Source organism: Litorilinea aerophila, from assembly GCF_006569185.2.
In the GTDB taxonomy this organism is placed as follows: Bacteria; Chloroflexota; Anaerolineae; order Caldilineales; family Caldilineaceae; genus Litorilinea; species Litorilinea aerophila.
On record NZ_VIGC02000003.1, the window covers coordinates 217,488 to 237,289 of the forward strand.

Consider the following 19,802-nt stretch of genomic DNA (forward strand, 5'->3'; position numbering starts at 1 on the left):
GGGTACAACGTGACAGCGGGGCGGGATAGATCCCGGCCATTTTCGCCTGTTGGGAAAATGGCCGGGGGCTATGCTATGATAAACAGGTGGCAATGTTGCATGGGCGAAGCTCCCCTTCGCCGTTCGCCCGTCGGCCCGGCTTCCGCTTCAGGTGTTACCCGTTTCAAAATGGCTCCTCCATGTGTTTTAACGATCTGTTTTTACATAGCATTTTAACGTTTTAACACATGTCTGTTCACCGAGTGCATGTTCGTCCATTTTCATCACCAAGGAGGAATCCCGATGGCGACTAACAGCTCGTTGACCCGCCGACAGTTTCTGGCTATGGCCGGCAGCCTTTCCACCGGGGTGCTGTTGGCGGCCTGCGCACCGGCCGCGGAGGCCCCGGCGGACAGCGGCGCTGCCGGCGCCGGCCCAGAGACCATTACCCTGGTGGCCTGGTTCACGGACCGACGTACCATCAACGAGATGACCGAGAAGGAGGCCATCCCGGAATTTGAGGCCGCCAACCCCGGCATCAAAATCGAGATGCAGTTCGTGCCCGAGAGCGAGTTGCAGCAAAAACTCCTCACGGCCAAGGCGGCCGGCAACGCACCGGATGTCTCTTCCATCGACGAGACGTTCCTGGATACGCTGACCAAGCAGGAGGTGCTGCTCCCCATCCCCGAAGAAGTCATCAACGTGCGGGAGGAGATGGGCGACCTGACCGCCTTCCTGTATCGCCTGCCCCAGGGCGCCGACGATGGCCGCTACTACGGACTGCCCAACGGGGTCTTCAGCAGCCAGCTCTACTACAACGCCACGCTGCTGGATGAACTGGGCTATAGCCCCGAAGACATCCCCCGCAAGTGGGATGACTTCCTGATCTGGGCCAAGGATGTGACCGCCTGGGATGGCGATACCCTGACCCGCTCCGGCATGGCCATCTTCGCCAACGAGTATTCCCTCTACGAAGACCTGCGCTATCAGATCGCCGGCCCCCTGGACGGCAACATCTTCGAGACCAAGGACCGCTGGCGCCATACCGACGATGTGGGCCAGCAGGCCTGGCAGTTTGTCATGGACATCTTTAAGGTCCATCGCCTGGACAGCATCGAAGAGGGCCTGGTCTCCCGGGAGCGTTTTGGGGCCGGTCAGGCGGTGACCCTGTACAACTGGACCTGGTTCAACGGCTTCATGGAAACCCAATACGCGGACGTGGACTGGGGCCTGGTGCTGCCGCCCACCATGAGCGGCGAGCCCATCTACGGCCGCCGGGGACCGGATGTGGGCTTTACCGTGACCACCCAGAATGAAAACCACCTGGATGCCTCCTACACCTTCTACCGCTATCTGGTCAGCCCCGCCTACCTGGCCCGCTACTGCAAGTTGCGGGGGATCCAGCCCAGCCTGAAGGCAATGTGGGACGATCCGGAATTCTCAGAGGACTCTGGCCCCCGGTGGGCGCCCATCGCCATCAAGAACCGCCCTGAAAACAGCGTGGACGCCGGCTTCTGGCCTCGAGAGCTGGTGGACATTTCCAACCAGATCGTGCCCGCCATCCGGGACGAGGGAGAGGACATCCCCACGGTGTTGCAGCGGGTGGAGGAGGCCGGTAACGAGTTCCTGCAGGCCAATCCCCAGTGGAGCATCCTGAGCGCGGCCGACTACGCAGCCAATCCCCAGTGGCTGACCGCCGCCGGGTAAGGGTTTTTCCGTTCTGTGTGGGGTGTTGGCCGACTGGTCGCTGGTGGGCCGACACCCCATTCCTCTGGAATTCAGGAGCTTGACGAGCCATGGTCACGGAAAATTGGCTGCCCAAACATGGCCTGGGGCGGGTGGTGCTTCTGGCCGCCTTCGCCTTCATGGCCTTCATGATCTGGATCCCCATCCTGGAGATGTTTTACTGGAGCTTTTTCGTCAAGGAGCCGGGGATCTTTGAATTTGCTGGCCTGGACAACTATCGACGCCTCTTCACCAACGACCCCATCTTCTGGAAGTCCCTGTCGGTGACCTTCAACTTTGCCCTGATGGTGGTGCCGGGCGTGGTGGGCCTGGGGCTGTTGCTAGCCGTGGCGGTGAACACCATCCGTAACACCATGGTGCGAGGTTTTTTTACCGTCTCTTTCTTTACCGCGTATGTGGTGCCCCTGGTGGCCGTGGCCCTGGTCTGGCGTTATATCTACCTGCCGGGCAAGCAGGGGCTGCTCAACGTGGTTCTAGGCTGGTTTGGCATCAGCCCCATCCGCTGGCTCTCCACCAGCGAGTGGGCACTCCGCTCCCTGGCACTCCTGCGCATCTGGAAGGAAGCTGGCTATGCCATGGTGCTCTTTCTGGCCGGCCTGCAGGCCATCCCCCATGTTTACTACGAAGCCGCGGAGGTAGATGGCGCCAATGCCTGGCGCCGTTTCTGGCACATCACCGTGCCTCTCCTCATGCCGACCATCGCCTTTGTGGTGGTGATTACGACGTTGAGTGCGTTTCTGGCCTTTACGGAAGTCTATGTGATGACGGTGGAGTCCGGTGGCAACCGGGGTGGCCCGAACTACGCCACCAATTTGATGGCCTTCCACATCTTCAATACGGCCATCGCCTATAGCCATGAGGGATACGGCAGCGCCATGGCGGCCATTTACTTCCTGATCATGGTGGCCGTGGGGTATGCCCAATATCGCTTTATTCGGGCAACTTATGAGTATTGAGTCAATCTTGACGGGCTCCTGGCGTGCGGATTAGCGCTTGAGCCCATCGACACCCGTCCTCAGGCCTAGATGTAGCATCAGGTTGAGAGAGCAGTCAAAATGGAGACAACCACTCCCGGCACCCTGGCCCAGCCTCAGCAGGCACTCCAGCGGCATTTGCGCCGCCTGGGGGCACGGCGGGTACTTCTCCGGATCGTTATGTATCTCTTGCTGGCGCTGGGCGCAGCGATCTTCTTTGTGCCTTTCTATTGGGTCGTTACCGCTTCATTCAAGACTCCTGCGGAGTTACGGGCCATTCCGCCCACCTGGTGGCCCCAGACCTTCACCCTGGCCAACTACCAGGAGGTCTGGCGTGCGGAGTTTGCCCGCTATTTCCTCAATTCCTTCATCTATTCCGGCGGTACCACCCTGGTGGTCATCTTCACCAGCAGCCTCATCGGCTACGTGATCGTCAAAGATCCCTCGCGGCTGGGCAACATGGTCTTCTGGTTCATCCTGGCCGCCTCTATGGTCCCCTTCGTCACCTACTTATTGCCCCTTTTCAAAATTCTGCTGCGCATCCAGAATCTCCTGGGCATCCCCATGGTCAACACCTACTGGGGCATGATCCTGCCCTGGGTGGTCTTCCCCTTCGGTGTCTTTCTCATGCGCCAGGCCATGTACAGTATCCCCAACGATCTCTTGGATGCGGCCCGCATCGACGGCGCGTCGGAGTTCGGCATCTACTGGCGCATCGTCCTGCCCCTGGTCCGCCACAACATCGCAGCCCTGGCCATCATCGTCTTCATCTTCAAGTACGATGACCTGCTTTGGCCCCTGGTGGTGGCCCAGCGCACCGAGATGTACCCCGTCACCGTGGGGCTGGTGGAGTACGTAGGACAGTTCTTCGTGGAATATCACCTCTACACCACGGCCGCCGTGCTGGCCATCGTGCCCGTGTTCCTGATCTACCTGGCCCTCCAGCGCTACATCATCGAGGGTATCGCCACCCAGGGGCTGAAAGGATAGCCCCCAATAGTTTGATGGCCGGATTAAACGCCGGCCATCCCGGCGCGCTACTTTTGACAGGGCTGCCAACTGTGTTATAGTAGGCTGTGTTTGTTTGTGCTCCGGACAAAATCGCCGGACCCAGCCTCGAGCAGAGTTTCCTGGCAGAGTTTCCTGAACGCGGAGCGTCGCCGTGCTGACCCATCACCCCTATCCCCAGGCCGTCTTCCCCCTGCCGTATGCCACCGCGGCCTACGAGCTGGCACCCTTTTTCCCCCAGGATCCTGCCCCCTGGACGCCCCAGCAGGTGCGGGACACCCTGGCGGACCGGGCCACCTTCCAGAAACAGCGGCGCGTCCTCAATATCTACTACTACCGCATCGGCCACACCCTGGCCTTTCCCCTGCCCCTGGATCACCGGCCGGATGCCCTGCCCGCCGGCATCCCAGGCTGGACAGGCTCCGGCCGCCGCTATCCCTGGTTCGTCTGGCTCTGGTGGGAATTGGAGGAGCGCTGGCGGGTCCTCCAGGCCGCCTGGCGCCTGCTAGATGACCAGGAAGCCGGGCAGATGCTCCAGCAGGAAGTGGCTGCCCTGGATGGCTGGTCCACCTTCGTGGGCTGGAGCGGCCAGGTCCAGCTCATCACCGGCCACGTGGCTGCCTGCCTGGCCCTCTGCCTGGGTGATCGGGAGGGTTGGGAAGAGATTCTCTACCAGCGCGCCCTGGCGGCAGCGCGACGTCTCCTGGAGCAGGACGTCTGGCCCTGGTACCAGGAGACCTGGGCGGACCCGTCTCCCCTCACCGCCGCCCGGCTGCACAACATCCCCACCATCGTGCTGGTCCGCAACGCCCAACTGGCCCGCACTGTCGGCCACCCCCGGGCCCAGGTGCTGGAGGCCCGGGCCCGGGACGCCTTCCACGCCTGGTGCCAGCTGCGCCTGGCCGACCCGCCCCACACTGAGGGCACCGCGTATGACGGCTACCTGCTGGACTCGGTGACCGAATGGCTGGCCGGGCTGCCCGACCGGGAGGCCCTGGTGGCCGACCACGGCCCCGCGCTGGACAGCGTGCTCCAGGACCTGCTGCACCTCACCCTGCCCGGCCGGCCGGACCTCCATGCGCCCCTGTCCGATGTGGAGCCGGAGATGCCCTTCTGGATGACCGTGCTGCTGCGGCTGGCCCGCTGGCGAAGTCATGGACCGGCCCTGTGGCTGGCCCGCCGCCTGCCCCTGGTGCGCATGCCCGCAGCCGCCCTCCAGGAAGCCGCCCACCTACCGGATCCGACCCACTTGCCCGACGAACCGCCCCGCCCGGCGCCCACGGTTCTGGCCAACGCCGCTGCCCTGCGGATCGGCTGGGAGATGCCCCACCGGCTGGCTGCCATCAGCCTCAACCGGGGCGACATGAGTCACCTCCATCGGGATGGCGGCCAGGTGATCATCGGCTGGCAGGGCCGCTTTTGGATCACCGACCCCGGCTATCAGCAGTATCGGCCCGGCGAGGAACGGGACTTCACCCTGGGCGTCCACGCCCACAACGCGCCGGTCTTCGACGGGGCGGTGCAGGTGAACCGGGGTGGTCGGCTGCTGGCGGTGGGGGAGACCGCTGAGGGCTGGCAGTACGCCTGGGTGGACATCACCCGCTGTTACGGCAACCTGCCGCCCGGCGCCAGCGTCCGCCGGGCCCTCTGGCTGCTGGAGGCTCCCCTGGCTGTGGTGGTACAGGATGAGCTGCGGGGCCTGCCGGCAGGCCTCCAGGTCCAGACGGCCTGGCACGGGGGCGCATACCTGGCCTGGGCCTTTTGCCATGGATGGGCCCGCCTGGACGATGGTCGCCATGCCCTCTGGTTTGGCACCCTGCCAGGCGCTGTGGATCCTGCCGGCCTGAGCCGCCATGGGGCCAGCCGGGGCGAGCTCACCTGGCTTCTCACCGAGACCCTGGACGGCCCTGAGCAGGTGCGGTGGTGGATTTTCTGTGGCGACGAGGCCGGGAGTTGGTCTCCGCCTTCGGCATCCGTCACCGAAGGGGGGCTGCGCCTTGCCCACGCCGGCACCAGCGTCCTGATCCCTTCCCTGCCCTCTCCGCCGTAGCTCCGCGCCTCGAGATTTCACGGCCCTTCATCCATCGTCCCTCCACCCTGTATTCTCAACCCTGTACAACGGAGCGAGCCCATGTTGAAAATTGGCATTCTCGGCAGCGACAACAGCCACGCCGAACGGTTTTCCGAAATTTTGAACCGCCCGGATCATCCCAGCTATCAGGCCGACGCCGACGCGCGGGTGGTGGCCATCTGGGGCGAAGATCCCGAGCGTACCCGCCAGGTGGCCGAACACGGCCACATCGATGCCATCGTTCCTCGCCCGGAGGAGATGCTGGGCCGGGTAGACGCGGTCTTCTGTGTCACCCGCCACGGCGGCCGCCACCTGGAGCTGGTGCGGCCCTTCCTCCAGGCCGGCGTGCCCACCTTCATCGACAAACCCCTGGCTACCACCGGGGCGGATGCCCGGGCCATCGTTCAACTGGCGGCCCAGTCGGGCGCGCCCTTCACTTCCTTCTCCACTGTCCGCTTCAGCCAGGACGCTCAGCGTTTCCTGGCCACGGCCCGACAACTGGGTGGCGTGCGCGCCGGCATCTATACCGGGCCAGCTACCCGCCGCAACCCCTACGGCGGCGCCATCTTCTACGCCATCCACAGCATCGAGCTCATGCTCATGACCCAGGGCACCGGGGTGGAGTGGGTCCATGCCCTGGAGGGCCCGGCCGTGGATGATCAGGGCAACGGCACGGTGGTGGTCCTCTGTGCCTGGCCTGACGGCGCCACCGGCACCCTGGAGCTTACGGTGGACGCGAAGTATGCCTTCCGGGCCACCGCCCTGGGGCGGGAGGGCGTCCACAGCGTCACCCTGGACATCAGCGACTGCTACCGGGAGGGGATGAAGCGCATCCTGGCCTGCCTGCGGGGCGGCGGCAGCCCGGTGGAACCCGCCGAAATGGTGGAGGCAGTCCAGATCGGCCAGGCCATCGACCTGAGTGTGGATCGGGGCCAGCGGATTTACCTCCGGGAGCTGTGAGCCATGAACGCAACCGCCTCTCCCCTGGGACTTTGCATCCTGCCGGAACCCGCCCCCAATGCCGGTCGGACGGTGGCCTACCCCCACTACATCCACGAGGCGCTGGATCATGCCGGCCTTTGCTATCGGGACGTCCCGCCCGAGACCCTGGATGCCGCGCTGGATCACCTGGCCATCCTGGTCACTGTTGGCGATGCCGTCCTGCCCGAAACCACCCAGGAGGAGCTGCGGCGCTGGGTGGCGGCGGGCGGCGTCTGGATCGCGGTGGCCGGCACCGGGGGGCTGGCGGACCTGCTGGGCGTGACGCCGGAGCCCCCAGCCTACCGCAGCTTTGGCGGCGGCGCAGGCACCCTGGGTGAAGGCTATCTGGCCCCTCGGCAGGCCGATCATCCTGCCGTGGCCCATCTGCGCCTGCCCCTGCACTTCTTCAACGGCCTGCCGGCTCGCCCTGCCGGCGCGACGGTGCTGGCCTCGGTGTTGGATGCCCACCAGCGGGAGACGCCCCGGGCGGCCCTCACCGAACGGCAGATCGGCCAGGGCCGCTGCCTTTTCCTCGCCGCGGATCTCCCGGGGACCCTGGTGCGCATCCAGCAGGGGGTGGGCGTTACCCGAGATGGCGTCTCCGCACCCGACGGCACGGCTCCTGTGGAGGATCGGGTGCTGAAGAGCGGGGACGGCGGTGTGCTGGACTGGATCTTCGACCGCCAGCCAGTCCCCGGGGTGCCGGGACTTCAGGCCTTTCTGGAACCGGTGGCGGACCTCTGGCGGGAGTTGCTCTTGCGGAGCATCTTCCACGGGGCCACCGTCCGGGGCGTGGCCCTGCCCCTGCTGTGGCTCTATCCCCGCAACCTGCCCGCCCTGGCCCACATCTCCCACGACACCGACGGCAACGACGTGGAGCTGGGTTGGGAGCTGCTGGAGGTGGTGAACCGGGCGGGTGTCCGGACTACCTGGTGCGTGATCCTGCCGGGATATCCGCCCGAGCTCACGGCGGCCATCCGGGATGCCGGCCACGAGCTGGCCATGCACTACGACAGCATGACGCCGGGGCTCCCCTGGAGCCAGGAGCAGTTTGTCCGCCAGTGGGAGGAGCTGGTGGCCCTGTTCGGCGGCGAGCGGCCGGTGACCAACAAGAACCATTACCTGCGCTGGGAAGGGGACACGGAGCTCTTCCGGTGGTGTCTGGACCAGGGCATCCAGCTGGATCAGTCCAAGGGCGCGTCCAAGACGGGGGAGGCCGGCTTCAACTTCGGCACCTGCCATCCGTACTTCCCGGTCGACTTCGCCGGGGAGCGCCTGGACGTGCTGGAGCTGTGTACGCCGACCCAGGATCTGGAGGTCTTCGCCCCAGAGGCCCTGGGGCCGGCCCTGATGGAGGCGGTGCTGCGCAGCCATGGCGTCCTGCATCTGCTTTTCCACCCGGCCCACATTCGCAAGCCGGGCGTGGTCCAGGCCATCCAAACCATGGTCGAGGGCTGTCGGGCGGCGGGCATGGCCTGGTGGACGGCCCGGGAGATCAATGCCTGGGAGCGGGCCCGGCGCCAGGTCACGTGGCGGGACTATGGCCAGGCCCACGGGGCCGCCCAGGTCACCCTGGAGACGCCGGCCGCCCTGCCCGAGGCTACCGTGCTCTGGCTTGCCCCCGAGGTCCAGGCCTGTCAGGTAAACGGCGAGCCACAGCCGGTGACCCGGGTGCGGCGATGGGGGCATGACTTCCTGGCCGTGACCCTGGAGGGCCGGTCGGGCGCGGCCTACACCCTGACCCTGGAATGAATGGCGCTACTGCCAAAAGGTCAAATGAGGACGCTGACCCACACAGATGGACGCTGATTCGGCTTACTCTCCCCTGCGCTTCTTTGCGCCTTTGCGCCTTTGCGTTCAAAAATGCCCTTCTTGCAGGGGAGTCATGAATTGGATGGGGCAAAATCGGGCCGCTGAAGCGGGCGAGCGGACCTTGCAGATTCTGGCCGGTGACGCCATTGGGGTACAATAGCATGGAGCAGGACGCGCTCTTGGGCGCGAACCGGCTCGCAACGCCCTGGCATCTCCCCACATCCAATGCATGCAAGGACACTGGTGGCCATGGTTTGGCGCGGGGATGTTGTCTCTGTTCTGCTTCGTCTGTGGGTACGGCTGCAGCTGATGGGGTGGCGGCTCTGGCGTCGGCGACAGGAAGCCGCCGGCGGGAAGATACTTTTTGCCCTGGCCCTGGTGCTTTCCGCCTGGCTGGGTGTCAGCCCGGTCGCCCGCGTCGCCCATCTGCTGGCCGGCGGCGAGGAGGTGCCGCCCCTGGAATGCGAATCCCGGGACGGGGTGGTCGGCCAGCTGCCTCGGGACCACTATCTCTACAGCGAGCGCTACGGTTGGTTCGATACCGCCCACTTTGCCACCGGCGACCCGGCCCAGGTGATCCGGGATGTCCACGCCGCGGTGGCCCGGGGTGGGGACCAGGTGGTGATTCAGCAGGGTCTGCGGGGTGGCATCACCGGCTACACGGCCTACTACTGGGTCTCGGGGCGGGTGCCCCGGGACCGGATCTTGGGCGTGGCCCTGGGCATCTACCTGGATTGGAGCCGCCGGTTCGAGGCCTGGCAAAACCGGCCGCCCCGAGCTCTGTTGGGGCCCTTCACGCCCTTCGCCATCGAAGATCTGCCATCCCAGTATGTGGGTTTCTATGCCAGCGCCCACAGGCTGGACCTGGCCTACGTGCTGGCCTGCTACCTGGATGAAATGGAACCCACCGACGAAGCGCCGCCGCGGCTGACCCTGGCAGCTGACCTGGCCGGCAAGGTGGAGCCGGTGCTGCCGGGCATCCGGCGCCTGGTGAATCGGGCCTTCACGCCCCTGGTGCCCACGCCGGACGGCTGGCGCCGGGTGCCCTGGCCCAAGGCCCTGCGCATGATGCCCGTCGGCAGCGTCAGCGGGCTCTGGCATTTTGTCTCGGAGGAGACCTGGTACTTCGACGCCGCGCTGGTGTTGGCCGAGGACTGAAAGAGGAGCACCAGGCCTCTCCAGAGACAAAGCCGTGGGTTGGCAGCCCGCCGCTGCTGGTCCGCTCTCTGTCCCCGTGCTTTTATCCAGGGGCGGCATGGAGTACCAGGGCGTTGACCGTGTTAAAATGAACGCCATCCGGCCACGCCACCGGGATTTCTTCCCAGCTCTGGCCAGCGTCAGTCGAACGGAAGAGCCGTTGGCGGGTTGCAGTGTAGAAGATACCCGGTTCGGTCGCATGGGTGGCCAGGACATAGGCCCGGGTGCCTCGAGACGGGGGCAGGCCTTCGTGGACCGGCTGCCAGGGGCCATCCCCGGAGCGCCGGTAGAGGGTGGCCTGCGCGGCGCTGTCCTGGTGGGCCTGGCGCGGCCCGGGAGAAGCGGAGACTACCAGGGTGCGCGGGTCGGCCGGATCCACCGCCAGGCCCCAGCAGTAGTGATGGGCCATGCCTTCGTCTTCCTGGTGCCAGGTGGCGCCGCCGTCGTAGCTGGCGGCAAAGCCGCCGCCGGCCGCCTCATAGAGGGTGCCCGGTGCCTGGGGGTGGGTGCGCAGGGTGTGGCAGTCGTGTTGGGAGTTGGGCTTGCGATCCTCCCAGGTCTCCCCATCGTCCAGGCTGCGCATGACGCCGCCCAGCTCGATCCCCACGAAAAGGCGGCCCGGCTGTGCCAGGTCGGGTTCAATCCAGCGCACGTGGTGGGTCCACGGCCTGGGCGGGAAACTCCAGGTTGAAGCGGAGGGCAGCCTGCGCAGGCCCGGCCGCTCCACCCAGTTCCGGCCGCCATCCTCCGAGCGGAAGAGCGCGCTGGGCTCCGTGCCGGCCCAGAGCACGCCGTAGCCGTTGACCGCCTGGTGGGGGCTGACCGCCACGGCCATCACCGCTTCGTGGGGGAGGGTTCCGGGGGCCGGCTGCCACTGCTGGCCTCCATCGTCGCTCAGCCACAGCCCGGCATCGAAGGTGCCACAGTAGACGCGCCCCGGGCGGTGGGGATCCACGGCCAGGGCGTGGCAGTCGTGGCCCAGCAGGTGGATGTCGGCCTGCCAGGTACCCTGGACCGGTTTCAAGACGGCCAGACCGCCGTGGTAAGCCAGAAAAATGGTTGCCATGATGTTCGCTCCCTTCCTTCGGAGACTCACAAATTCACCGTTCGCAGAAAGGTAACCCCATGAGCACCCCACTCCTGATCGTTGACACCGACATCCACCCCGGCCTGAATGGCGATCGGGTGGCGGAGTTTCTGCCCGAACCGTGGCGCACCCGCTTTCGTTCTGGCAACCGAAGCTCCGGCACCCTGGGCTACTGGAATCCCAACGGCGTGAATCGGGTGGATGCGGTCCTGGAGGACGGCACTCGCATTGAACAGGACCCGCAGGCATTGGCCCGACATCTGCTGGACGAGTACCACATCAGCTACGGCATCCTCAACGTGGGCTCGGTCCTGCACCTGGGTGTCTCGCCGGAGCCAGACTACGCCGCGGCGCTGATTTCGGCCATGAACGATGTGGTGATCCACGACTGGCTGCCGGCCGATCCCCGCTACCGCGCGTCCATCGCCGTCTACCCCAACGACCCGGAGCTGGCCGTGCGGGAGATCCACCGCCTGGGCGACCATCCGGGCGTGGTCCAGGTGATCATGCCCAGCGCGGCCCGCATGCCCTACGGCCAGCGCTTCTTCCACCCCATCTACGCGGCTGCAGTCGAGCACAACCTGCCCGTGGCCATCCACCCGGGCACAGAAGGGGTGGGCATCTCTGGCGCGCCCACCGTGGCCGGCTACCCCACCAGCTACTTCGAATGGCACACCAACCTGGTCTCCAGCTACATCGCCCACCTGGTGAGCATGGTGGTGGAGGGGGTCTTCGTCAAGTTTCCCAGCCTGAAGTTCGTCATGCTGGAGGGAGGCGTCTCCTGGCTGCCGCCTATCTTGTGGCGCTTCGACAAAAACTGGAAAGCCCTGCGCATGACCACCCCATGGCTGGAACGTCCCCCCAGCGAATACGTGCAGGAGCACGTGCTCCTCTCCACCCAGCCCCTGGAAGAGCCCGAGGATCGACGCCACTTCACCGCCATCCTGGAGATGTTCGACGCGGGCAACATGCTCATGTTCTCCACCGACTATCCCCACTGGGACGGCGACACGCCCGACTTTGCCGCCCGGGCCTTCCCTCCAGAGCTGCGGTCCCGGGTCATGGGGGAGACGGCCTGCCGGCTCTATGGCCTGCCCATGGCGGTGGCCGCCTGAGGCAGCCCCATGGGAGAGCGGCCCCGTTACGAAGCCCACAGCCACTGCTCCTACTGTGGGGCACCCTTCCCGCCGCAACAGCCCTGGCCTCGCCACTGTGCCCGTTGTGGCAACGTCTCCTTTCGCAACCCCATCCCCGTCACCATCGTGCTGGTGCCGGTGGGGTCGGGCGTCCTGGCGGTCCGGCGCAACATCGAACCTCGCCGGGGATGGTGGGCCCTGCCGGGCGGCTACGTGGACTGGGGCGAGACCTGGCAGGAGGCTGGCGCCCGGGAGGTGTACGAAGAGGCGGGTGTCACCATCGATCCGGCCACCATGGAGCCGGTGACTGTCTTCAGCGCGCCGGATGGAACCCTGGTGATTTGCGGCCAGGTACCGCCTCTGCCGGCTACCGACCTGCCGCCCTTTGAACCCTCCCAGGAGGTCAGCGAGCGCACCATCCTCACCGAGCCTGTGGAAATGGCCTTCCCCCTCCACACCCGCCTGGTGGCCGACTACCTGGCCCGGATTCGTGCTGGCCGCAGCGGCGGGGAGGCGAGTTAACGGGCGTTCAGGCCCAGCAGCCGGCACAGGGTGTCGGCATCCCCATGGTTGCCTGCTTTCAAGATGACCCGCCGCAGGCGGCCGGCGGCGTCCATACCCTCTGTCAGGGGCATACCCGGCAGCAGCTCGGCCAGCACTGCCAGGCGATCCAATTCCAACTGCTGGAGCAGATGAATGGCGGTGTCGCCGCCCACCACGACCAGCAGGTCGGGTTCCAGGCGGGCCACGGCCCCACAGCCCAGCCTGGCCAGGTAGGCGACCAGCCGCCGGGCCCTCTCCCCTTCCAGGGGGACGCCGGGAGCGGGCCGCGGCAGGTGGAGCACCCAGACTGTTCGTTCAGTCGATGGCGGCTCCAGGAAGGCCTCCGGGAATGGTGGGCCGGTTTGATCCAGGGTGACTTCCAGGGTATGCACCTGGGGCAATCGACCCAGGGCTGCCAGTTGCCGGTGGGCCATTTCGCTGCCGCTGCCCACCACCACCAGTGCCCGTCTCCAGTCTGTATGCCCGGCCGGGGAAATTGCCTGGTCGGTGGGCGGGGTCCCGGGCTCCCGGGCCAGTTCTGCTGCCAGCACGCCCATGAGGCCTGCGCTGCCGCAAAAGAGGGCCTGGGGCAGGGCCTGGCGGGCCGCGGCGACCAGGCACGCCAGGTCAGCGTCGGCCAGGGCATCCACCACCAGCAACTGGGCACCTCGTCCGTAGGCCGCAGCCAGGGCTTCGGCCAGCGCCTCTGGGCCCTGTCGAACCACGGCCAGGGGAATGGCGGCCACGGGGAGCTGGCTCTGGGCTTCCAGCAGGGTGGGCAGGTGCACCGTGCGGGGTGGGGTCTGCTCGTGGACCAGGTAGCCGTCTTCCAGGCCCCGGCGCTGGGCAGGAAAGGCCGGGCAGAGGATCGCCGGCGGCAGGGGCCGGTCCTGGGCCAGGCTCCGCAACATGGCCTCCAGCTCGCTGCCCAGGTTGCCCCGCAAAGTGGAGTCGATCTTTTTGTACCAGCGGACCTGGGGAACCCTCCGCAGGGGAGCCACCAGCGCCGCAACCCGGCGGGCCGCCTCTGTGGGGGACACGTGACGAGAGTCGGAGGTGAAAGCGAGCGCGCTGGGTGGCAGGGGGGGCTCAGGCGGCGTGAACTGGATCTGGGCCGGCAGCCCCGCATGGCGACACCGGGCCGCACAGTCTGCCGCGCCGGTCAGGTCGTCGGCCAAAATCAGGAGGGTCGCCTGCTCTGCCATGGTCCCTCACTGTTCGGGCGCATGGCGAGCCGCTCCCAGACGCCGGGCCCGGGCCATCTGCACGGCCACGTCCAGGGCAGCCAACATGCTCTCTTCCCGGGCCTGTCCCGTGCCGGCGATGTCAAAGGCGGTGCCGTGGTCCACCGAGGTGCGGATGATGGGCAGGCCGATGCTCACGTTGACGCCGCTGTCGAAGGCGAGCAGCTTCATGGGGATGTGGCCCTGGTCGTGGTACATGGCCACCACGATGTCGAACTCCCCCTGAACGGCCCGCAGAAAGACCGTGTCCGGCGGCAGGGGGTCGGAGACATTCAGTCCGTCGGCCCGAGCCTGGGCAATGGCCGGCTCGATGGCCCGGGCTTCCTCATCGCCGAAGAGGCCGCCCTCGCTGGCGTGAGGGTTGAGGCCGGCCACTGCGATGCGCGGCTGCTGGATGCCCAGGGCCTGGCAGGCCTGTTGGGCCAGCCCGATGACCTCTCGCACCCGCTCCGGGGTCACCCGGCGGATGGCCTCCTGCAGGGAGACGTGGGTGCTCACGTGGACCACCCGCAGCTTGGGGCCGACCAGGAGCATGCTGACCCGTTGGGCGCCGGTGCGTTCGGCCAGCAGCTCCGTGTGGCCCGGGTAACGGAAGCCGGCCAGGTGCATGGCCTCTTTGTTCAGGGGCGCGGTGACCACGCCATCCACTGCGCCGGCCAGGGCCAGGTCGCAGGCGCGAAAGACGTACTCCACCGCGGCCTTGCCGGCAGCCGCCTGTACCACGCCTGGCTCAATCTCTGCCGGATCCGCGTTGCCCAGGTCCAGGACCGTCAGGGTACCGGAGGCGTAGCGGCCCTCTTGCGGGCTGGCCACCGCCTCCACCGCCAGGGGCGGTCCACCCACCCATGCCATGGCCCGACGCAGGATGCGGCTGTCGCCGACCACCAGGGGGCGGCAGCGTTCCCAGGGTTCGGGGTGTTGGAGCGCCTTGACGATGACCTCCGGGCCGATGCCGGCCGGGTCCCCCAGGGTGATGGCCAGCAGCGGCCGTTCTTCTCGTTCATGTTTCATGATATAGCTCCAGGCTGGTTGCATGCGCGTGGTGTTCCTGCCCCAATCCTACCACATCCCCGGCCCTATCGGCACTTCGCGGTGAGATCCACCGATGATATCGATTGGCTCTACTGCACAAAGGTCAAATGAAGACGCTGACCCACGCAGATGAACGCTGATTCGGGTTACCCTCTCCTGTGTTTCTTTGCGTCTTTGCGTTCAAAAATGCCCTTTTTGCAGGGGGGGCATCGATTGTCTTGTGAAGTGGCGTTCATGATTTCGTAGGTCCGGTTTCCATACCGGACCGGCGGTCACTTTCCCTGTCTCCTGCGCGTCTCCACGGTGACCGATGAAGAAAGTTGGGGTAGAATGGAAGGGATTTTGGGGCCAGGCAACTGGCCCTTCTTTCAACCATTCTCCAGCAGGGCATCGAGGCCAGGAGGCAAGCATGGCAAAAGTGGTAGGCATTTTGGGGGGCATGGGGCCCGCAGCCACAGTGGACCTCTTCCAGCAGATCGTGAGCCTCACCCCGGCGCGCCGGGATCAGGATCATCTGCCCATCCTGATCCACAACGATCCCACCATTCCCGACCGCACGGCGGCCATCCTCCACGGCGGGACGGATCCGTTGCCGCAGATGATAGAGGGCGTCCATCGGCTGGAACGCATGGGCGCCCAACTGATCGCCATGCCCTGCAACACGGCCCACTACTACTGGGGGGCTTTGCAGGCCCAGTGTCAGGTGCCCATTCTGCACATGATCCGGGAGACGGCCCAGGCTATTGTGGCGCACTGGCCTGGCCTCCGGCGTATCGGGGTCCTGGCCACCAGCGGCACCCTCCAGTGCCACCTCTACCAGGATGCCCTGGCCGCCGTGGGGTTAACCGCGCTGGTGCCAGACCGGGAGGCTGTGGCGGCCATCATGGACGCAGTCTACCAGATCAAGGCCGGCATCCTGGAGGGTGAGCCGGTGCATTTGCTGCGTTCGGTGGGCGCCGGGCTGGTGGCGGCCGGGGCCGAAGTCCTCATCCTGGGCTGCACGGAGATTCCCCTGGTGCTCCATGACGGGGATCTGCCGGTGCCCCTGCTTTCGTCCACCCGGGTGCTGGCCCAGGCGGTGATCCGGGAGGCCCGGGCCAGTCAGGAGGCTGTGCCGGCGATGTAGTAAATCCCGGCAGAAATTCGCCGATAGAATCTACCAGAGATAGTGCCGCCGAATTTCTGCCATGGTATTGACCGCCAGACTGTCGTAGTGGCCGTTCCATGCCCTGGGCGGTCCGACGGCGCTTTCGTATCCGGGGAAGCGCCCAGGGCATGGCCCCCGGCGGGCAACTCAGGCGACCGCGGCCCGGGCCTGGCGCAAGGCGTGGTCGTAGACCTCGTAGTGTTCGCCCTCCCGCTCTTCGGGGTCCACGTATTTCATCCACATGGCCTGTTCCTTCTTCTCCCCAGCCAGGATGCGGCGGCTGACCCGCAGGTCGCTGACCGTGTTGTGCCAGCGCACCTCGCCGTCCTGGAGCAGGATGTACTCGCCGGCGTATTTGTCCACCAGTTCCCGCTGATGGTCCAGGTAGTAGAGGGCTTGCTCGGCGGTGGTTCGTCGCCAGCTGATGACCGTCTCCACCGGGTCGGTGAGCACCGCGTAGAAATGCCCCAGGGGCGCCTGCACCTCCGACTGGAAGTCGATTTCGTCCAGGTTGACCGTGCCGAAGCCGGCCTCGGCCGCCACCAGCAGGGAATTCCGGTCCCGGTGGAAAGGCTCGGTCAGCCAGTCGCTCTGGGGGTCGTGGCCCATGAGGTGCGCCGCGCAGGCGTCGGTGGCGATGGTGTGGTTGCCGGCGATGAGGGCGTTGGTGATGCGGGTGGGACCATCCTCCCGGCCGTTGCCCCACTCCCGGCCCGCCTGGCTGATGGTGGCGTCGATGATGTTGAGCACCGGGTTGAAGATGCGGCCCAGGTCGGCCAGCATGTAGGGCATGCGCACCAGGTGATGGAAGTAGGTGCGGGTGTGGCCCTCGGGCTCGCCGGGCATCAGGCCGAAGAGATTTTTCAGGGTCAGGGTGACGCCCATGAAGGCGTGATTCTTCATTTTGGCCACCGAGACGAACTCGTCCACCTCCACAGCCCCTTCGGGCAGGAGGTATTGGCGGAACATCTGGCCGCCGCCCGGCACTTCCACCACTTTGTAGGGCGGCCGGGTGCCGTCCACGTAGGTGACGTCGAACTCCTGGAAGAGGTCGGCGAAGGTGGTGGTCTCCTCCACCGTGGCGCCGTTGTACATGGTGTAGAAGCTCACATCCGCGGCGATGAGCTCCGCGTCGGTCCGTTCCCGCAGCAGGCGCAGGACGGCCCGGCCGACCTTCTTGGTGACCAATTGCTGCAACTGGCCTTCAAAATAGACCCGGTTTTTCGGTTCCTTGTCCTGGTTGAACTTGATGCCGATACGTTTCGCCCTGCGCAGGCGTTCCCAGCTCTCGGTCAGGGGATCGGTGGCCCGCTTGAGGGCTTCGTAGACCTCGTCGTCGCTGGCCCGGTAGTCACAATGGACGGCGCGGACCTTGTATGGAGATTGGGTGGTGGACATGGGTGTGATTCCTTCCTGATGTGAGACCGGTTTCAGCCACAATAGCTTGCCGGTGGAGGGCCTCTGCACAGGGCTGGCGGCGCCACTCCAGCGGCAGGACAGGTTGCCTGTGGGGCATCATCGGTGGGGTGGATTTTGGGTTTATTATACGCCAACGGTCACGGGCAAGCCCAAATCTGCCTGGCGCTTTGGCATGGGGATCTCAGATGGGGGATGTCGCCGTTACTGCCGGCAATACGTTGGCCGGCTGCAGCCCCAGCTCCTCCAGGGCGGCCTTGCCCCGCACGGTGAGATCGCTGATGTATTGGAATTCGTCCCGGCCGTCCAGGGGATAGGCTTTCAGGCGGTAGTGGGTGCCCCAGGGCTCTTCTCGGACGATGACCGTGATGGGACGGCGCAACTGGGTGTAGGGGCTGGTGAGGGCCACGTCCCGCAGCACCTGCCGCACCTGTCCGGCGTCGTGGCTGGGGTGGATGTAAAAATCGGCCACACAGAGGTGCTCCCGCTGGCCGTCGTTGGCGTTGGCGATGTTCTCCGTCCACAGCCGGCTGTGGGGGATGTGGACCACGGTGTCGTCCGGCGTGACGATCTGGATGGCCCGCAGGCCCACGGATCGCACCTCCCCGTAGTCCCCGCCAATGGTCACCCAGTCGCCGGGCCGGTAGGGCCGCTCGTAGATGGCCACCACCCCTGCAATCAGGCTGCTGACGTAATCTTTGAAGGCAAACCCCAGGGCGACGGCCAGGGTACCCACGATGGCCAGGATGTTCTGGGGGGAGGGCTCGATGAGCAGGATGGCCACCTGCCACAGGGCGATGGCCAGGATCAGGAGCCGGGCCACCGGCACGATGGGCAGCAGGTGGAAGCGCAGGCGCCCGGGCAGCCGCCCGGCGATCCAGGGCACGAGCCACTGGATCAACACGATGGCCAGCCAGGCCAGGCCCACGGTCACCAGGATGTCGGCCAGGTTGATCTTGTCCAGATCCCGCAGGATCTGCTGAAATTGGTCGCTGCCGTTCATGCTTGTCTATCTCCTCATCGCATGGGTCGTCGACCTGGCAGGGTCCCGTTTCTGTAGGGGCGGGGCTTGCCCCGCCCGGTGTCACCGCCCAAGGCAGGGCGCCGGTTCTCGTCGGGGCGGTTTCCAGCCACCTGATGGGGCTATTGACATCACAGGTCGTCGACGCCGTAGCCTTCCTGGCGCAGGTAGCTGTGCACAGCCGGATAGCCCAGGGCGGTGATCGTCCATTCCCCGGCCACGCACTGCACCAGGCCAGCCAGCCGCAACTCCTCCAGGGCACGTTCGGCCACGCCAGCCGGCAAAGGCAACAACGGCTCCAGCAGATCCGCGGGCAGGCCGCCGTGGATCAGGAGGCTCTGGGCCACGAAGGCATGCTCTTTGCCTGCCTGGGCTGGCATGGACGGCAGCTCCAGCCGCTCCCAGGGGCGCACCCAAATGGTGGGACCCCGGTCCGCGGCCGCTTCCGCCTGGGCCTTCTCCGCCACATCTTCATCCACCGCCACGTAGAGGCTGTGGCGCCAGATGGCCCAGGCCACCCCCGGGTTGCCCCGGCTGCGCGCGGCCACGTGGTTCAAGAAATCGGTGCCCGGCCGGGGCGGCGTCGGGTCGGCCTCCTCGCCGCCGGTCGCCTGGTCCGCTGCCGCCGCTGCAGGCGGATGGATCACCAGATTGCCGTCGTCGGCCTGGCGAAAGCTGGGGTGGGGTCCGCCCGTGGCTGCCAGGTCCCAAAACCACCCGGCCAGCTCCTCCGCACCCAGAGGAGCCGGGGTCAGCACCCGAGGGAAGACCCCCTGCACCTGACAGGCCTGGACCAGGTAATTCCAGGCCCAACTGTCACAGACCAGCAGCCGTCCCCCCGTCGACGACCAGCTCTGCTCCAGCAGCCGCCGCACCAGCGCCAGTCCCCGGTGATGGCGTAGAAAGCAGCGTTCCAGATGGGGGAGAACCAGGGGCAGTGGCTCCGGGGCACTCCAACTGGAGAGCCAGCCGTCGTCGCCCGCCAGGATGGCCCCCCGGCTTGGAGGCTCCAGGATGGGGTAGCCCTGTTCCCGGGCCCAACAGCAGACCCGTTCGGCCAGGTGGCTGTGGGGCGGCGCTACCAGGACCACGGGCCCCACTTCGGCCGGTGCGGCCTGCCACCCCTTCAGGGCCTCCGCTAACCCCGCCATCCCCAGGCAGGACCAGTCGGGCGTCGGCACCACCCGCTCCAGAAAGGCTGCCGGCGCAGAGCGAAGCTCCGGCAGCTCCAGATCCGGCTCGGCCGCGGATCGCGGGAAAAAGCGCTGGCGTAGCTCTTCCCACAGGGCACGCACGCCCGTCCGCACTGCTTCGGACGCCGGCGCGGACGGGGGACGAAATTCGTGTAGCGGAATCAGGTGCCACGGCTCCGGCTGGGGTTGGGCTTCCTGGGATGGGCTCATATCGA

General features: G+C 66.4%; 16 protein-coding genes. 10 read left to right on the plus strand and 6 right to left on the minus strand.

Annotation, left to right across the window (positions count from 1 at the left end; genetic code table 11):
* Positions 1-282 precede the first annotated feature (282 nt).
* From FKZ61_RS03380 to FKZ61_RS03410, 7 genes are all read left to right on the plus strand, one after another.
* Positions 283-1,686 (plus strand): ABC transporter substrate-binding protein, encoded by a 1,404-nt coding sequence (locus FKZ61_RS03380; RefSeq protein WP_170199183.1) that lies wholly within the window; start codon positions 283-285, stop codon positions 1,684-1,686.
* Positions 1,687-1,775: 89 nt separating this feature from the next.
* Positions 1,776-2,681: a carbohydrate ABC transporter permease gene (locus FKZ61_RS03385; RefSeq protein ID WP_141608659.1), complete on the plus strand. Its 906-nt coding sequence runs from the start codon at positions 1,776-1,778 to the stop codon at positions 2,679-2,681.
* 99 nt (positions 2,682-2,780) lie between these two features.
* Positions 2,781-3,689 (plus strand): carbohydrate ABC transporter permease, encoded by a 909-nt coding sequence (locus tag FKZ61_RS03390; protein ID WP_141608660.1) that lies wholly within the window; start codon positions 2,781-2,783, stop codon positions 3,687-3,689.
* Positions 3,690-3,861: 172 nt separating this feature from the next.
* Positions 3,862-5,757 carry a heparinase II/III domain-containing protein gene (locus FKZ61_RS23835; protein WP_141608661.1) on the plus strand — a complete coding sequence of 632 codons (1,896 nt, stop codon included), beginning with the start codon at positions 3,862-3,864 and terminating at the stop codon, positions 5,755-5,757.
* An 81-nt stretch (positions 5,758-5,838) separates the two neighbouring features.
* Positions 5,839-6,738 carry a Gfo/Idh/MocA family protein gene (locus tag FKZ61_RS03400; RefSeq protein ID WP_141608662.1) on the plus strand — a complete coding sequence of 300 codons (900 nt, stop codon included), beginning with the start codon at positions 5,839-5,841 and terminating at the stop codon, positions 6,736-6,738.
* 3 nt (positions 6,739-6,741) lie between these two features.
* On the plus strand, positions 6,742-8,511 hold the full coding sequence (locus FKZ61_RS03405) for a polysaccharide deacetylase family protein (RefSeq protein WP_141608663.1): 1,770 nt from the start codon (positions 6,742-6,744) through the stop codon (positions 8,509-8,511).
* Between the two features lie 309 nt (positions 8,512-8,820).
* Complete coding sequence (locus FKZ61_RS03410; protein ID WP_141608664.1) at positions 8,821-9,729, plus strand: hypothetical protein; 909 nt, start codon at positions 8,821-8,823, stop codon at positions 9,727-9,729.
* An 82-nt stretch (positions 9,730-9,811) separates the two neighbouring features.
* Here the strand turns inward: FKZ61_RS03410 and FKZ61_RS03415 are convergent, their stop codons facing one another.
* Positions 9,812-10,834: a WD40/YVTN/BNR-like repeat-containing protein gene (locus FKZ61_RS03415; RefSeq protein ID WP_141608665.1), complete on the minus strand. Its 1,023-nt coding sequence runs from the start codon at positions 10,832-10,834 to the stop codon at positions 9,812-9,814.
* 59 nt (positions 10,835-10,893) lie between these two features.
* On the opposite strand from FKZ61_RS03415, the gene FKZ61_RS03420 reads away from it, so the two are divergent.
* Both FKZ61_RS03420 and FKZ61_RS03425 read left to right on the plus strand, forming a co-directional pair.
* Positions 10,894-11,970, plus strand: coding sequence for an amidohydrolase family protein (locus FKZ61_RS03420; protein WP_141608666.1), 1,077 nt, complete (start codon positions 10,894-10,896; stop codon positions 11,968-11,970).
* A 9-nt stretch (positions 11,971-11,979) separates the two neighbouring features.
* Positions 11,980-12,513, plus strand: a complete 534-nt coding sequence (locus FKZ61_RS03425; RefSeq protein ID WP_141608667.1) for an NUDIX domain-containing protein — start codon at positions 11,980-11,982, stop codon at positions 12,511-12,513.
* Here FKZ61_RS03425 and FKZ61_RS03430 read toward each other — a convergent pair.
* Together FKZ61_RS03430 and pdxA are read right to left on the minus strand one after the other, a co-directional pair.
* Positions 12,510-13,739 carry a four-carbon acid sugar kinase family protein gene (locus FKZ61_RS03430; RefSeq protein ID WP_141608668.1) on the minus strand — a complete coding sequence of 410 codons (1,230 nt, stop codon included), beginning with the start codon at positions 13,737-13,739 and terminating at the stop codon, positions 12,510-12,512. The genes FKZ61_RS03425 and FKZ61_RS03430 overlap by 4 nt on opposite strands.
* 6 nt (positions 13,740-13,745) lie before the next feature.
* Entirely contained in the window at positions 13,746-14,789 is a 1,044-nt protein-coding gene (pdxA, locus tag FKZ61_RS03435) for a 4-hydroxythreonine-4-phosphate dehydrogenase PdxA (RefSeq protein ID WP_141608669.1), read from the minus strand.
* Positions 14,790-15,219: 430 nt separating this feature from the next.
* Here pdxA and cuyB point away from each other — a divergent pair, with 430 nt between their 5' ends.
* Positions 15,220-15,936, plus strand: coding sequence for a cysteate racemase (cuyB, locus tag FKZ61_RS03440; RefSeq protein WP_141608670.1), 717 nt, complete (start codon positions 15,220-15,222; stop codon positions 15,934-15,936).
* A gap of 168 nt (positions 15,937-16,104) precedes the next feature.
* Here cuyB and FKZ61_RS03445 read toward each other — a convergent pair whose 3' ends face one another.
* The 3 genes from FKZ61_RS03445 to FKZ61_RS03455 all read right to left on the minus strand — a co-directional run bounded on the left by FKZ61_RS03445 (position 16,105) and on the right by FKZ61_RS03455 (position 19,797).
* On the minus strand, positions 16,105-17,355 hold the full coding sequence (locus tag FKZ61_RS03445) for a DUF362 domain-containing protein (protein ID WP_141608671.1): 1,251 nt from the start codon (positions 17,353-17,355) through the stop codon (positions 16,105-16,107).
* A gap of 202 nt (positions 17,356-17,557) precedes the next feature.
* The gene (locus tag FKZ61_RS03450) at positions 17,558-18,376 is read right to left on the minus strand and encodes a mechanosensitive ion channel family protein (RefSeq protein WP_141608672.1); all 819 of its coding nucleotides are present in this window, start codon (positions 18,374-18,376) and stop codon (positions 17,558-17,560) included.
* A 149-nt stretch (positions 18,377-18,525) separates the two neighbouring features.
* Positions 18,526-19,797, minus strand: a complete 1,272-nt coding sequence (locus FKZ61_RS03455) for a hypothetical protein (protein ID WP_141608673.1) — start codon at positions 19,795-19,797, stop codon at positions 18,526-18,528.
* Positions 19,798-19,802 lie beyond the last annotated feature (5 nt).

Bases quoted from the DNA above. Each gene is read 5' to 3' on its own strand.
- FKZ61_RS03380 (WP_170199183.1), top strand. From the start codon at position 283: ATGGCGACTAACAGCTCGTTGACCCGCCGACAGTTTCTGGCTATGGCC.
- FKZ61_RS03385 (WP_141608659.1), top strand. From the start codon at position 1,776: ATGGTCACGGAAAATTGGCTGCCCAAACATGGCCTGGGGCGGGTGGTG.
- FKZ61_RS03390 (WP_141608660.1), top strand. From the start codon at position 2,781: ATGGAGACAACCACTCCCGGCACCCTGGCCCAGCCTCAGCAGGCACTC.
- FKZ61_RS03400 (WP_141608662.1), top strand. From the start codon at position 5,839: ATGTTGAAAATTGGCATTCTCGGCAGCGACAACAGCCACGCCGAACGG.
- FKZ61_RS03405 (WP_141608663.1), top strand. From the start codon at position 6,742: ATGAACGCAACCGCCTCTCCCCTGGGACTTTGCATCCTGCCGGAACCC.
- FKZ61_RS03410 (WP_141608664.1), top strand. From the start codon at position 8,821: ATGGTTTGGCGCGGGGATGTTGTCTCTGTTCTGCTTCGTCTGTGGGTA.
- FKZ61_RS03415 (WP_141608665.1), bottom strand. From the start codon at position 10,834: ATGGCAACCATTTTTCTGGCTTACCACGGCGGTCTGGCCGTCTTGAAA.
- FKZ61_RS03420 (WP_141608666.1), top strand. From the start codon at position 10,894: ATGAGCACCCCACTCCTGATCGTTGACACCGACATCCACCCCGGCCTG.
- FKZ61_RS03425 (WP_141608667.1), top strand. From the start codon at position 11,980: ATGGGAGAGCGGCCCCGTTACGAAGCCCACAGCCACTGCTCCTACTGT.
- FKZ61_RS03430 (WP_141608668.1), bottom strand. From the start codon at position 13,739: ATGGCAGAGCAGGCGACCCTCCTGATTTTGGCCGACGACCTGACCGGC.
- pdxA (WP_141608669.1), bottom strand. From the start codon at position 14,789: ATGAAACATGAACGAGAAGAACGGCCGCTGCTGGCCATCACCCTGGGG.
- cuyB (WP_141608670.1), top strand. From the start codon at position 15,220: ATGGCAAAAGTGGTAGGCATTTTGGGGGGCATGGGGCCCGCAGCCACA.
- FKZ61_RS03445 (WP_141608671.1), bottom strand. From the start codon at position 17,355: ATGTCCACCACCCAATCTCCATACAAGGTCCGCGCCGTCCATTGTGAC.
- FKZ61_RS03450 (WP_141608672.1), bottom strand. From the start codon at position 18,376: ATGAACGGCAGCGACCAATTTCAGCAGATCCTGCGGGATCTGGACAAG.
- FKZ61_RS03455 (WP_141608673.1), bottom strand. From the start codon at position 19,797: ATGAGCCCATCCCAGGAAGCCCAACCCCAGCCGGAGCCGTGGCACCTG.